Origin of the sequence: Kitasatospora viridis, from assembly GCF_007829815.1 — a bacterium.
GTDB lineage: Bacteria > Actinomycetota > Actinomycetes > Streptomycetales > Streptomycetaceae > Kitasatospora > Kitasatospora viridis.
The window spans coordinates 2,770,720-2,783,611 of the sequence record NZ_VIWT01000001.1; the positions used below are offsets into that span (position 1 = coordinate 2,770,720).

General features: G+C 71.5%; 13 protein-coding genes. 5 read left to right on the forward strand and 8 right to left on the reverse strand.

Annotated elements, in window-relative coordinates:
• Positions 1 to 18: 18 nt before the first annotated feature.
• The 6 genes from FHX73_RS12255 to FHX73_RS12280 form a co-directional block, all read right to left on the reverse strand.
• Positions 19 to 870: a hypothetical protein gene (locus FHX73_RS12255; protein WP_145905039.1), complete on the reverse strand. Its 852-nt coding sequence runs from the start codon at positions 868 to 870 to the stop codon at positions 19 to 21.
• Positions 867 to 1,697 carry a hypothetical protein gene (locus FHX73_RS12260; protein WP_145905040.1) on the reverse strand — a complete coding sequence of 277 codons (831 nt, stop codon included), beginning with the start codon at positions 1,695 to 1,697 and terminating at the stop codon, positions 867 to 869. Before FHX73_RS12260 ends, FHX73_RS12255 begins: the two co-directional genes overlap by 4 nt.
• Complete coding sequence (locus FHX73_RS12265; RefSeq protein ID WP_145905041.1) at positions 1,694 to 2,509, reverse strand: hypothetical protein; 816 nt, start codon at positions 2,507 to 2,509, stop codon at positions 1,694 to 1,696. Before FHX73_RS12265 ends, FHX73_RS12260 begins: the two co-directional genes overlap by 4 nt.
• A gap of 4 nt (positions 2,510 to 2,513) precedes the next feature.
• Positions 2,514 to 3,227 (reverse strand): hypothetical protein, encoded by a 714-nt coding sequence (locus FHX73_RS12270; protein ID WP_145905042.1) that lies wholly within the window; start codon positions 3,225 to 3,227, stop codon positions 2,514 to 2,516.
• A 166-nt stretch (positions 3,228 to 3,393) separates the two neighbouring features.
• Positions 3,394 to 4,248 (reverse strand): putative hydro-lyase, encoded by an 855-nt coding sequence (locus FHX73_RS12275; protein ID WP_145905043.1) that lies wholly within the window; start codon positions 4,246 to 4,248, stop codon positions 3,394 to 3,396.
• Between the two features lie 336 nt (positions 4,249 to 4,584).
• A complete protein-coding gene (locus FHX73_RS12280) occupies positions 4,585 to 5,142 on the reverse strand; it encodes a DUF6939 family protein (RefSeq protein WP_145905044.1) in 558 nt (185 codons plus the stop codon).
• 299 nt (positions 5,143 to 5,441) lie between these two features.
• Between FHX73_RS12280 and FHX73_RS44600 the strand changes: the two genes are divergently transcribed.
• Genes FHX73_RS44600 through FHX73_RS12295 form a run of 4 tightly spaced genes read left to right on the forward strand, consistent with a single transcriptional unit; the run spans position 5,442 to position 10,497 of the window.
• A complete protein-coding gene (locus FHX73_RS44600; protein WP_170304896.1) occupies positions 5,442 to 5,603 on the forward strand; it encodes a hypothetical protein in 162 nt (53 codons plus the stop codon).
• Positions 5,600 to 9,421 carry an RHS repeat-associated core domain-containing protein gene (locus FHX73_RS12285; RefSeq protein WP_145905045.1) on the forward strand — a complete coding sequence of 1,274 codons (3,822 nt, stop codon included), beginning with the start codon at positions 5,600 to 5,602 and terminating at the stop codon, positions 9,419 to 9,421. Before FHX73_RS44600 ends, FHX73_RS12285 begins: the two co-directional genes overlap by 4 nt.
• A 10-nt stretch (positions 9,422 to 9,431) precedes the next feature.
• Entirely contained in the window at positions 9,432 to 9,731 is a 300-nt protein-coding gene (locus FHX73_RS12290; protein WP_145905046.1) for a hypothetical protein, read from the forward strand.
• 19 nt (positions 9,732 to 9,750) lie between these two features.
• Positions 9,751 to 10,497, forward strand: coding sequence for a barstar family protein (locus FHX73_RS12295; protein WP_145905047.1), 747 nt, complete (start codon positions 9,751 to 9,753; stop codon positions 10,495 to 10,497).
• A gap of 50 nt (positions 10,498 to 10,547) precedes the next feature.
• Here the strand turns inward: FHX73_RS12295 and FHX73_RS12300 are convergent, their stop codons facing one another.
• Positions 10,548 to 10,760 carry a hypothetical protein gene (locus FHX73_RS12300; RefSeq protein WP_145905048.1) on the reverse strand — a complete coding sequence of 71 codons (213 nt, stop codon included), beginning with the start codon at positions 10,758 to 10,760 and terminating at the stop codon, positions 10,548 to 10,550.
• A 103-nt stretch (positions 10,761 to 10,863) separates the two neighbouring features.
• Positions 10,864 to 11,229, reverse strand: a complete 366-nt coding sequence (locus tag FHX73_RS12305) for a hypothetical protein (protein ID WP_145905049.1) — start codon at positions 11,227 to 11,229, stop codon at positions 10,864 to 10,866.
• A gap of 205 nt (positions 11,230 to 11,434) precedes the next feature.
• On the opposite strand from FHX73_RS12305, the gene FHX73_RS12310 reads away from it, so the two are divergent.
• Complete coding sequence (locus FHX73_RS12310; RefSeq protein ID WP_145905050.1) at positions 11,435 to 12,433, forward strand: helix-turn-helix domain-containing protein; 999 nt, start codon at positions 11,435 to 11,437, stop codon at positions 12,431 to 12,433.
• Positions 12,434 to 12,892 lie beyond the last annotated feature (459 nt).

Here is a 12,892-nt window from a genome sequence, read left to right on the forward strand (position 1 = left end):
AGGTGGATGGTCGGGTGGTCAGCTCAGCAGCTCGGACTGCAGGGTGACCACCTGGTGGAAGGCCTGGTCGGGAACGCCGGCCGCGTTGGTCATCACCACGGTGACCACCACGTCGCCGGCCAGCAGGTAGGCCACCCTGCCGGTGGGCCGCCCGGCTCGGGAGCCCGCCGGGCCGCCGGCCTCGGCCGCACCGGCCAGGCTGTAGGACTGCTGGTCCGGGCCAAGCGCGAAGTCGCCGGTACCGGTCGACGCGTTCGGCACCCGGTTGATCGCGCCGGCGGTGCCCAGGGAGCCGAAGCAGAGCCGGCTCTCGTCCCGGGAGCCGAAGCGGAGCAGCCAGATCTCGGTGCGGGTGCCGTCCTCGGCCGTCCAGGTCCGGGAGGCGGCCGCCCGGCAGGCGTCGGTGGCGAGGACCGTCGGCACGTGGGCCGAGGTGGCGTGCAGCTCGGCGTAGTCGGCGCAGCCGGCGGCTGCCGCCGGGGCCGCGCCGGGCGCCTGCTTCGGCGGCGGCAGCAGCAGGTCGGGCAGCGCGGCGAAGTGGCGGCCGTCCGCGGACTTGGCCGAGGGCACCGGCCGGCCGGACGGCAGCGGGGGCAGGCTGAGCGGGGCGAAGTCGTACCGGCCGTCGTTCGGGGCGGCCAGGCCGGGCAGCCGGTCGCGGGGGACGGCCGTGACCACGGCGGCCGCGGCGGCCGCCGTCGCCACCAGCACCACGCCGGCGGTGGCCCAGCGCAGCACGCTGTCCGGGTGGCGGGCGCGGGAGCGGCGGGCCGGCTCGGTGGCTTCGTCGCTGGAGAGCACGTCGGCACGTGCGTCGCGGGGTGCGTCGAGGGGTGCGTCGACGGTGTCCGGGCTCGGCTGGTCGGTCATGCGGACGCTCCCGGAATGGCCAGCCGCTCCAGCTGCTGACGGAACATGGACACGGCCTCGCTCTTCGGCAGGGGTGCGGCGCCCTCGACCCGCATCGTCACCAGCACGTCGCCGACCACCGCGGCGCAGTCCAGCTCGTCGATCGGCGCACTCGGCCGGGTCGACGGCAGGACGCAGGACACCTCCGGGTGGCCCGGGACGGACGGGCCCTGGCGGTAGTCCGTCCCGGCCCCGCTCCAGGCGGTGGCGAAGACGGCCCCGGCCGGGCCCGCGTCGGCGCTGCCGGCGAACTGGTCCAGCCAGATCGAGGCGACCAGGTGGCCGTCCGCCGCGGTGTAGCCGCGGGTACCGGTCCTGGGGTGGGCGCCCTGCAGCCGGGTCCTGGCGGCGGAGCGCTGTGCGGCCGGGAGCAGGTCGAGCTGGGCGTCGAGTTCGCCGGCCAGCTGATCGCCGGTCAGATCGGCGCCGGCCTCGGTGTCCGCGCCGGCGTCGCCGCCGTTCAGACCCAGCGAGAAGCCGGCCGGGACGGGCAGCAGCAGGTCGCTCAGCGCACCGAAGTGGGTGCCGTCGGAGTGCGCGCCGTAAACGGGCCCGCCGGCTGCCGGCGTCTCGTGGGCGGTGCCGGGGACCGGCGTGGGCCCGACCGTCCCGGCGTGCTCCGGGCGGGTGGCCGCGAGGACGCCGAGGCCGACGGCCACGCCCACCGCGGCGGTGGCGAGCACGGCGGTGACGGCGAGGGCGGCGGCGCGCAGCGGGCGCGGGGGCCGCAGCGGCCGCGAGGGACGCGGGACGGCGGGGTCCTCGGGGGTGGCGGGCTGCTCGGTCATCCCAGCCGCTCCCACTGCTGCTGGACCAGGCCGCACAGCGTGGCCAGGTCGACCTGGTGGTCGCCGAAGGCGGTGACCCGCACGACCACGTCGCCGCGCCGGGTGACGGCGTTGCCCGGGTAGTACGTGGCGGTGTTGTCCGCGTAGGGCTGCTGCTGGTCCGGTGCCGAGCAGCCGCCCTCCAGGCCGTTCGGCAGCGGGGTGTACCCGGCGGTGTTCGCGGCCAGGGTGAGCGCCTTGGCGGACGTGGTGCTGTCCGAGGCGTACTGCACCAGCTCGACCAGGTACTTCACCCCGTCCTGCTGCCAGGTGGCGGCGGCCGCCCGCCGGAAGCCGGCGCCGAGCAGCTTGGCGAGGTTGTCCGCCCCGTCGGCGTGCTGCTGGGCGATCCGGCCGGCCGTCTCCCACTCGCCGGACTCGGCGTAGGCGTAGTCCCAGTCCTGGGCGCCGTCCGGCTTGGGCAGCAGCAGCTTGCGCAGGTCGCCGTCGATCGGCAGCGGCTTCGGTGCGGCTGCGGCGGCCGACGCGGGGTCGAGCGCCCCGGCGGGGTAGGCCGGCGGCGCGGCGGGTGTCAGCGGCGGCAGCGCGGTGGCCGGTCGGGCCGCCTGGATGCCGTACCCGATCCCGCCGCCGACCAGCGGTCCGAGCAGCAGTGCGCCGACCAGCAGCAGCACCGTGCGCGAGGTGCGCGGTGGACGCCGCGCGGCCTCGGCCGTCGGTTCGCCCACCGAACCTGACGGTTCGTCCACCGACTCCGACGGTTCGTTCATCGCACCTGGCAGTTCGTCCACCGAACCGATGGGTTCGGTCACCGGTTCATCCGCCACTGGTCAGCCGATCGTGTTGACGCTTCATCACATCTGTCAGGAGCGAAGGGTCCGGGTCGCCCTTCACGTAGACGGTCACCTCGTACTCGACGTCCCCGACGCTGGAGACTCCGATCAGGTGACCGGTGTAGCCCGGCTGCGCGGGCTTGGTCACGAAGCCGCGGGCGGCGCCGTCCCCGGCCACGTCCACCGGGGTGGTGTTGCTGAACGTCGCGCCCTGCAGGAAGGCCTGCGCGTTGCCGTCCGAGGAGAACCGCATCAGCCGGCTGCGCACGTCGGTCTTCCCGTCGGCGGTCCGGTACCGCCGGGTCACCGCCTCCTGGAAGCCGTAGGAGTCGAGCACGCTCGCGAGGCCGCCGGCGTCGCTGTAGTCCTTGGCCAGGTCGTCCGTGCTCATCGTCGAACCGTCGGGCGCGCCGTAGGGTTCGGCGCCGTCCGGCAGCGGCAGCAGGAAGTACCGCAGGTCGCCGCCGTGCGTGCTGCCGTTCACCGTGCCGTGCAGCGAGCCGCCCGGCGGCGGGGGCAGGGTGATGCCCGGCAGCGGGGAAGGCGCCGGACCGGGGCCGTCGGCCGCACCGGCGGGCGCCGGCGGGGCGGCCACCGTCGTCGGCCCGGAGCCGCCCGGCCGGCCGGCCGCCACCGTCACCGTCGCGCTCGCCGCGGTGACGACGAGCAGGGCGAAGGCGGCCAGCCCGATCGCCACGCCGCGCGGCGACCGGGCGGCGGGGGCCGGACCCGCCCCGGGCTCTTCGGACGCAGCGTCAGCAGTGCCGTCTGGCACGGACAAAGGACCCCCCCAGGTGCTAACCACCGATCATCAGGAAGTATGAGAGATCCTCTGCCTGACGACCAATTCCGCACCAAGACCCCTACAGCTCGCTCTCCCGGCGGTCCGTGATGAACATCCGACCGGGCGCATGGGTGATCGCGAACGGCGGGCGCGACCCGATCACCGCCTGCTGCGCGGTCACCCCGCAGGCCCAGAAGACCGGCACCTCGCCGGGGGCGACCGCCACCGCGTCGCCGTAGTCCGGACGCCCCAGGTCCGCGATGCCCAGCTCCGCCGGGTCGCCGACGTGCACCGGCGCGCCGTGCATCCGCGCCATCCGCCCGCTCACCGCCCGTGCCGTCGCCACCAGCCCCACCGGCACCGGCCGCATCGACACCACCAGCCGCCCCCGCACCCGCCCCGCCGGTCGGCACCAGCGGTCGGTCACGTACATCGCCACGTTGCGCCCCTGTTCGAGGTGGCGCAGCGGCACCCCCGCCGCCAGCAGCGCCGCCTCGAAGGTGAAGCTGCACCCGATCAGGAAGCAGACCAGCTCCCCCGTCCGCGCCCGGGCCAGCTCCGGCTCCGTCACCGAGTCCGGCTCGTCCACCAACTCGCCGTCCACCCAGACCTGGTAGCCCGGCAGGTCGGTCCGCAGGTCGGCCCCGGGCGCCAGCCGGCTGTGCCAGGCGCCCGGCGCGGCCTCCTCCAGCACCGGGCAGGGCCGCGGGTTGCGGGCGGCGAACAGCCGGAAGTCGGCCGCCCAGTCGGCCGGCACCACCAGCAGGTTCGCCTGCACGTACCCCGGCGCCAGCCCGGCCGTCGGCACGGACAGTCCCGCCCGGAACTCCGCCCGCGCCCGCGCCGGGGTCCACCGCATCCGTTCCCGGTCCACCGCGCCTCCGCTCGCTCGCACCGCCACTGCGGTGATACCCAGGTTCTCCGCCTCAGACATCCTGGTCCGCGGCCGAGGCCGACCCGGATCAGGAACGCCCCGACGCTCACCGGGAACCACCCCCCGCTCGTCCAGGAACTCCGAGTGCGTCACGCACCCGTCCGGCACGCTCGCCGGGAAGAACGCGGCCGGGTTGAGCCACGCCTCCCCGTCCGGGAGGCAGGTCACCGTCGTCCCACCGATGGCGACTTGGGCGCGGAGCGCGGGCTGGACCATGGTTCTCTCCTGACTGGCCGTCCGCCACGGCCGGGCGGCCGGGCAACTCCTGATCGCTATTGGAGAGTTGAGATCCACGGGGAAGTACGCACTTGCAAGTGCGCCCGCCTGCGGCAGGTGCTACGCAGCGCCGTCCTCGCCGGGCCAATCGCCCTCGGCGTACCGCTGGATCAGTGCCGCGTGCGAGAGCGGGGTCCGGGGATCGGCCACGTCGCCATTGGTCGTGTAGTCGAGAAGGACGACGTCCTGCATGTCCCGGAGCTCTCGCACGAGGTCACCGACCCGGTTGTCGAGGACCCATCGGAAGGCCGGCAGGTAGATCACCCGACGGGCCGTCTCGTAGGGAAGCAGCTCATCCCCGTGCAGGCCCGCACGATGCCCTCGGACGGCTCCGTAGCGGCGGACCGTCCGCTTCAGGCCTTTCATGGAGGTGATGTCGAGCTTGGCCGGGTCGACGTCGGTGCTCTCGAATACTTTGAGTGCCTGCCAGATCCCTTCCACGGATTGGCTCGTCACACCGGGAGTGAACGGGACGGGAATGCCGCCGTGGGGGTAGAACGGGCTCAGTCGAACCCACGGCTCGGACGCCTTGGAGGTCACGTCGATCACCTGGGCGCCGGGGAACATGGTGGCGAGCGTCGCTGGTGAGCGGCGGCGGCTGGCGACGTGGATCGGCATCCTGGGACTCCCCTGTTCTATTGCCGGCCTGTTCTATTGCCAGCCTGTTCTGTCACCGGCCCGTTCGGTCACCGACCCGTTCGGTCGCCGGGCGATGAGCCGCTGACGATGTGCCGGCCGTCCGGCGCGGTCTCTGCCGAGACGGCACCGAGCATAGTCCGGCAGGCCGACGGACCCGATTCCGGGCAATCCTCCGTCGAGTCATTGCGAAGTCGCGCGGAAGGAACCGGCACTGACTTCCGGAGCCGACGCGTCGTGGGCTACGGTCGTGCTCCGGACGCGTGGATCGGGGGAGCGCCATGGCGATCGAGCAATCCGGCGAGGCGGTGTCGATGCCTCAATTCATCGACGCCAACTGGCCCGGGACCAATGAGAACGGGGTCCGTGACCTCGCCGCGCGCGTGCGCGATTTCGCCGGCGCCGTGGGCGGCAGAGTCGACGGAGTGGACTTCTCGTCATGAGCAACCAGATCGTCAAGGCCCTCGAAGACGCGGCGAAGAAGATCGGCAAGTCCCTCGCCGAGGACGCCGGCAAAGCCGTCAAGGACTTCTACCACTCGGCCGGCACGAAGCTGAAGACCGTCGCCAAGAACACCGCCGAGGCCGACGCCAAGCACAAGGGCGCGCTCGACGACATCCTCAACGGCGCGGAGAAGGACGCCGGCAAGGACCTGCCGCACGACCCCAAGCTCCCCGGCGGCGGCCACCCGGGCGGTGAGCACCCCGGCGAGCCCGGCCCCGGCCGCGTCCAGGTCCAGAACCCCGACGAAGCCGCCCGCGCCGACGACGCCATCTGCCCCGGCGGCGAACCCGTCGACATGGCCACCGGACGCATGTTCATCGACCAGGTCGACACCACCCTGCCCGGCTCCCTGCCCCTGCTCTTCACCCGCAACCACGAATCCGGCTACCTCGCCGGCCGCTGGATGGGCCCCCGCTGGGTCTGCACCTTCGACGAACGCCTCGAAATCGACACCGAGGGCCTCGTCCACATCCGCGCCGACCGCCGCACCCAGGCCTACCCCCACCCCGACCCCGGCGAGACCGTCGAAGCCACCACCGGCGAACGCCGCCACCTGCGCCTGGCCAAGGGCGGCTACCACCTGCACGACCGAACCACCGGCCTCACCCGCGAGTTCACCACCGCCCCCGGCGGCACCGAAGCCCTCCTCACCAAGGTCCGCAACCGCCAAGGCCACCACTACACCCTCGCCTACGACGAGCACGGCACCCCGCAGTCCATCACCCACTCCGGCGGCTACCACCTCCTCGTCACCACCGACAGCGGCCGCATCACCGCCCTGCGCCTCGCAGGCGGCGCCCCGGACGGCGGCGACACGCTCATCACGCGCTACGGCTACACCGACGGACACCTCACCAGCGTCTACAACTCCAGCGGCAAGCCCATGCGCTTCGCCAACGACCCCACCGGCCGCATCCTCTCCTGGACCGACCGCACCAACTCCCAATACCTCTACCAGTACGACGAGTTCAACCGCGTCACCGACGAAGGCGGCGCCGACGGCTCACTACGCTTCCACTTCACCTACGACGAACCCGACCCGGAAACCGGCCTCAAGCTCCACACCGAGACCAACGCCCACGGCCACACCACCACCTACACCGTCAACGAACGCGCCCAGATCACCGCGATCACCGACCCGCTCGGCAACACCAGCACCTACGAGCGCGACGAGTACCACCGCCTCCTCACCGAAACCGACCCGCTCGGCCGCACCACCCGCCACGAGTACGACGGCGCCGGCGACCTCATCCGCGTCACCCGGCCGAACGGCGAGCAGACCACGGCGACTTACGGTGCCGGTCTCAGCCTGCCCGAGGCGATCACCGAGCCCGGCGGAACCACCTGGCGCCAGGCGTACGACGCGCTCGGACGGCGGGTTTCCGCCACCGACCCGCTCGGCAACGTCACGACCTTCGGGTACGACAGCCGCGGCCACCTCAGCACCGTCACCGACCCGGCCGGCGACACCACCTCGCTGCGCTGTGACGACGCCGGAATGGCGGTCGAGACCCTCGACCCGACGGGCGCGGTCACCCGGATCGAGCGTGACGCCTTCGGCCGACCGGTGACGGTGACCGATCCGGCCGGCCAGGTCACTCGGATGACCTGGACGATCGAGGGGAAGCCCGAAAGCCGTACCGGGCCCGATGGCACCGTCGAGCGTTGGACGTACGACGGCGAGGGGAACTGCCTCGCGCACACCGACCAGCTCGGACGGACGACGACGTTCGAGTACACCCACTTCGAGCTGCTCGCCGCGCGGACCGGACCCGACGGCTCCCGGATCACCTTCACCCACGACAGCTGCATGCAACTGGTGGCGGTCGGCAATGCCACCGGCCAGCAGTGGACGTACACCTACGACCCGGCGGGACGGGTCATCGCGGAGACGGATTTCCACGGTCGCGCCCTCGCCTACCGGTTGGACGCGGCCGGACAACTCATCGAGCACACCGACGCCTTCGGCTCCCTGACCAGCTACGACCGCGATGAGCTCGGACGCGTCATCACCAAGGAAGCCCACGGCCGGTCGACGACCTTCGGTTACGACCAGGCGGGGAACGTCATCCGGGCGGTCAATCAGGACGCCGATGTCCGCCGTACGTTCGATCCGCTGGGCAGCCTCCTCTCGGAGACCGTCAACGGGCGGACCATCACCTTCGATCGTGACGTGCTCGGCCGCCGCACCCGGCGGACAACGCCGTCCGGCCATGTCACGGCACGCTCGTACGACACCGCCGGTCGGCTCACCGGTCTCGACACACCGGGCGGCACCATCGACTTCAGCTACGACGCGGCCGGACGGGAACAACAGCGGACGTTCGACGACCGGCTCACCCTCACCAGCCACTGGAACAGCAGCGATCTGCTCTCTGCCCAGGAGCTGCGGACGAGCCAGCAGCACGTCCTGCAGCGCCGCACCTACGCCTACCGCGAGGACGGCAGTCTCAGCGGCGTCGACGATCGTCTGACCGGCAAGCGCACCTTCGAGTTGGACTTGGCCGGCCGGGTCACGGGTGTGCACGCCGCGGACTGGTCCGAGGCGTACGCGTACGACCTCAACGGCAATCTCACCTCAGCCGAGTGGCCGGCGACGGCCGCCAACGAGCCCGCCGTGGGCGCCCGCAGCTACAGTGGCACCCAACTCACCAGCGCGGGCCGCGTACGGTACGAGTACGACTCCGCCGGTCGGATGACGCTCCGTCAGGCGGTGCGGCTGTCCCGGAAACCCGACACCTGGCGTTACACCTGGGACTCCGACAACCGCCTGAGCGAGGTCACCACCCCGGACGGCACCCGCTGGCGCTACCGCTACGACCCGTTCGGGCGTCGCATCGCCAAGGAGCGGCTGGCCGCCGACGGGACGACCGTCGAAGAGGTCACCACCTTCACCTGGGACGGCCCGGTCCTCGCGGAGCAGACCACCCAGGCCTCCTACCTCCCCGGTCCGCACACCATCAGCTGGGACCACCAGGACCTGCACCCGCTGGCGCAGACCGAGACCATCACCGTCCCGATCGCCGACGACCAGGACCAGGCCCGCGTCGACCAGCGGTTCTTCGCGATCGTCACCGACCTGGTGGGCACCCCGACCGAACTCGTCGACCCCGCGACCGAGAGCATCGCCTGGCAAGCCGGTTCCACACTGTGGGGACAGACCGCCTGGCCGAGCGCGAGCACGACGTACACCCCGCTGCGTTTCCCCGGCCAGTACTTCGACCCCGAGACGCGCCTCAACTACAACCATCACCGCTATTACGACCCCGAGACCGCCCGCTACATCACCCCGGACCCGCTCGGTCTCACGCCGGCGCCCAATCCGGATACCTACGTCCACAATCCTCACACGTGGTCCGATCCGCTCGGGCTCTCTCCGCACGCGAATCCCCGGCCGACCGGCCCGGACCCCAATGGACATATCGTCTACCGCGCCCTGGCGAAGGGCGAGGACCCGTCCGTGGGGCTGACCGCACGGGACCCGAACAACCTTGCCGTGAGGCCGCTTTCGCATGTGGCGGGCAAGAAGCGGACGCCTTGGATATCCCTCAGCAAAAACCCTGACATCGCCTTCGACAAATACAACCAAGGGAACGGCGTGGTGGCCATCGACCTGCGCCGAATACCGTACAAATACACGGATATATCGGATGGCCCGTTTCCGTCGAGCCGACGTCACAGTGCTTACGCCAGAAAAGACTCCGAGGTGCTAGCATGGCGCTTCATTCCGCCCGAAGCGATCGTCGGTATCTGGTGAGGAGATAGGCGTGGAAGAGCTGCTGGACCAGCTGGACGAGGCCTGGGACGACGAAGACGGATTCCTCGGGAAGCTCCGGTCCGGGACGTTCGACCCCGAGGCCGGCGACGCCTACGTGGCCCTCCTGGGGCGCATCCCGCAGCCGGGGGACGTGATCGATGCCAGGCTCGTCCAACTGATCTGGTTCGCCCCGCTGTTCATGGAGTGGCAGACCGAACGCCTGGCGCTGACCGAACCCGAGGACAAGCAGCTGGCCCGCATCGCGACCCTCGTGCAGGAATCGGTGGAGAACATCCTGGGGATCCCGTAGGACTTCAGCAGGTCCCGCCGTGGCCCCCTACTACCGACTCTTCGACGATGAACTGCGCCGGGAGATCCTCTCCGCCGACGACGTCGACGGTTTCTTCACCGACGCGCCCCAGCCCGAGTCCGCGCTGGTCGGCTTCCTCGGCACGACCCTGCCCGCAGCCGCCCGGCCGCAGAGTTTCGAGGACGTGGAGCTGCAGGTGCTGGACCGGTCGGGGCAGCCGATGGCGCGCTACTACATCGGGGCCGTCGACCTGACGGCCAGTGCCGTCGCCGATGACGCGAGTGGTGCCACGGACGTGCTGGCCTCACTCGGCGGCTATTCGCTGCCCTACCCCGGGGCGCGCGAGATCTGGCGCCGCTGGGCATCCGGAGTTCCGGTCGAGCGGGGCGAGTGGCGTTCCTACCGCCCGGACCTGCACGGGAGTTGGCTGCACGTGGTCCAGCAGTCCTGGTTCGGCGCCGGACGCCGGGCGAAGCGCCACAGCGCGGCGCCGCGCTACCTGGTCGACGGCGCGGACATGCCCACCATCGCGAGCTTCTACTGCGCGCTCGGCGAAGCGGTCAACGGGGCCGGCGGGTATTTCGGCTCGAACCCCAGCGCCCTCGAAGACTGCCTCGCCGCGGGCGGACCGGGCGAGGCGCGCTTCGAACTGGTCTGGCAGAACTTCGCCGCGGCCGAGCAGCGGATCGACGAGGCGGAACTCGGCTACGTGCTGGCGGTCCTGCGCGACGCCGGCGTCGACCTGGAGCGCCGCGACGCCGGGTAGCGGCCCCCCAAGACCGGAATCGCCCTGTCCGTCGACAGCCAGAAGCGCCGTCAGTGGCCCCAGGTGACGTCGTCGGTGGCCGACTGCTTCCCCAGGTTGGTCGGGTTCAGCGCGATGGTCGCGCTGAGGGCGGGGCCGGCGGCGGAGACGTGGTGCGCGTCCATCGGCTTCGCCGTGGTGGAGGAATGTGCCAGTCCCAGAGCACCGGCGGCGATGACGGCAACGGCCGCGGTCTTGGCGATTCGAGTGGCGAACACGGACATCTGTTTCCCCCTGAGCACAGTCGCTTCGGTTACGTCCCAGGCACCCTGCCCGGATTTCGGTTCCGGCCGGTTCCCCTGCCGATGGCCCTACTCTGCTGGGACTTCAGAACGGGTGAAAGAGGTTCGCGGTGGACGGATCCTGCATCTGCATATCCCGTCCACCGGATCCCCGGAGTGCGTTGCGGTGCGGCGGGGCCAGGGCCGCGCTGAAGGACACCACGTGCACCTCGGCGAGCGAGGGGTGCGCGAGGAGCGCGCGGTGGCAGACGGCCGATGCGGCCTGCTCCGCGATGGCGAGCGAGGGCGCGGTCAGGTAGAAGCCGACGACCGGGCCGCCGGTGGCATCGCCGTGCGCGCTGACGTGTTCCAGGCCCTCTCCGTCGAGCGCGCAGCCCAGGAACAGCTGTGCCGCGTCCGGGGGAAAGGGGGTGTGATCCGGGGCCCGGAGTCGGGCATGCACGAGATACATGCGGCCATCCTCCGCAGCGCCCGGCACCGCGGTACAGGCCGCCGCCGGGGACTGTTTATGCCATGACAGGAACCGACCAGGGGATCGGGCCCCGACACGGTCGCAGTCACCGCCCTCTGGGACCCCCGTGTGTCGAACCCCTGACCAGGGGTTCTTCGTATAGTTCCGTGCAGGCGCACGTGTACTAACCTCTGGGGGCATCGCCATGCTGGAACTGCTGGGGCTGGACGCCGAAGCGGAACGCGTCTACCGGGCACTCCTCGCCCACCCCGAGGACGGGGTGACCGCTCTCGCCCAGCGGATCGCGCTGCCCGAGAGCGATCTGCGCGCCTGCCTCGACCGGCTCAGCCGCCTCTCGCTGGTCCGGCCCTCGTCCCGGGGCGGCCTCGGATTCCGTGCCCTGGACCCCGAGGACGCCATGGAACTGCTGTTGGCCCGTCAGCAGGCCGAACTGGCCGCCCACCAGCAGAAGGTGGACGCCTCCCGGGCCGCCGCCGCGCAGCTCATCGCCGAGTGCTCCTCGATGCGTCCGCGGGGCGCCACCGCAGGGGCCGAGAGTCTGCACGGGCCGGAGGAGATCCGCGACCGGCTGGCCCGGCTGGCCGCCAACACCCGCCACGAGATCATGACGTTCGCGCCCGGCGGGGGCCACAGCATCGAGGACCTCGAAGCCAGCCGCGTCCCCAACGCCGCGCTCCTCGACCGGGGCATCGCCATGCGCACCGTCTACCTCGACAGCGTCCGCAACCACCAGCCCACCCTCGACCACATGGACTGGCTGCACCGCCACGGCGGACAGGTGCGCACCGCTCCCACCCTGCCGGTGCGGATGATCATCTCGGACCGCCGTGAGGCCGTCCTCCCGCTCGACACCAACGACGCCCAGACCGGCGCGGTCGTCATCGCCTACGAGGGGCCCATCGCGGCGCTGTGCGCCCTCTTCGAGAGCGTCTGGCAGAGCGCCAACCGGCTGGGTGCCGCGGTGGAACGCAACATGGACGGGCTGACCCGCCAGCACCAGGAGTCCCTCCACCTGCTCCTCCAGGGACTCACCGACGAGGCCATCGCCAAGCGCCTCGGCGTCTCCCCGCGCACCGCCCGACGCATCGCCGCCGAACTCCTGGAGGCGCTGGAGGCCCGCAGCCGCTTCCAGGCCGGCGCGCACGCCGTCCAGAACGGCTGGCTCCCCGCCACCCGGGTCTGAGCCCCGCCCGACCCCCCTTCCACCGAAGCCGCGTCCCCCCGGGACGCGGCTTCCGTCGTTCCGTGGCCCATTGCGCCGCAGGTCGAGGTGGACGGGATATGCCAGTGCAGAATCCGTCCACCGGAAATCCCTTCCAGCCGCTCCGGGGACCGGGCACAGTAGAGACATCGCCAGGGAGCACCGGCCGAAAGCGAAAAACCCGGGATCCCCGGGGAATCCCGAAAAGGCCGTCGCTCCACTCGTGCGCCGAATTCACCGGGGAGGTGAACACAATGATCGACATCCAGGACATCGAGGTCATGGCCGAGGCCCTGACCTGCGGCAGCTACAACAAGGGCTGAACGCAAGCAGGCTGAGGCCTGCCGGCGAACACAGCCAGCACACCGGAATCACGCGAGGAGGTGAACACAATGATCGACATCCAGGACATCGAGGTCATGGCCGAGGCCCTGACCTGCG

What these genes read in the sequence shown, in the direction of transcription:
- FHX73_RS12300 (WP_145905048.1), bottom strand. Translation starts at nt 10,760, where the DNA reads ATGTCCGTGTTCGCCACTCGAATCGCCAAGACCGCGGCCGTTGCCGTC.
- FHX73_RS12275 (WP_145905043.1), bottom strand. Translation starts at nt 4,248, where the DNA reads ATGTCTGAGGCGGAGAACCTGGGTATCACCGCAGTGGCGGTGCGAGCG.
- FHX73_RS12305 (WP_145905049.1), bottom strand. Translation starts at nt 11,229, where the DNA reads ATGTATCTCGTGCATGCCCGACTCCGGGCCCCGGATCACACCCCCTTT.
- FHX73_RS12310 (WP_145905050.1), top strand. Translation starts at nt 11,435, where the DNA reads ATGCTGGAACTGCTGGGGCTGGACGCCGAAGCGGAACGCGTCTACCGG.
- FHX73_RS44600 (WP_170304896.1), top strand. Translation starts at nt 5,442, where the DNA reads ATGGCGATCGAGCAATCCGGCGAGGCGGTGTCGATGCCTCAATTCATC.
- FHX73_RS12255 (WP_145905039.1), bottom strand. Translation starts at nt 870, where the DNA reads ATGACCGACCAGCCGAGCCCGGACACCGTCGACGCACCCCTCGACGCA.
- FHX73_RS12285 (WP_145905045.1), top strand. Translation starts at nt 5,600, where the DNA reads ATGAGCAACCAGATCGTCAAGGCCCTCGAAGACGCGGCGAAGAAGATC.
- FHX73_RS12280 (WP_145905044.1), bottom strand. Translation starts at nt 5,142, where the DNA reads ATGCCGATCCACGTCGCCAGCCGCCGCCGCTCACCAGCGACGCTCGCC.
- FHX73_RS12260 (WP_145905040.1), bottom strand. Translation starts at nt 1,697, where the DNA reads ATGACCGAGCAGCCCGCCACCCCCGAGGACCCCGCCGTCCCGCGTCCC.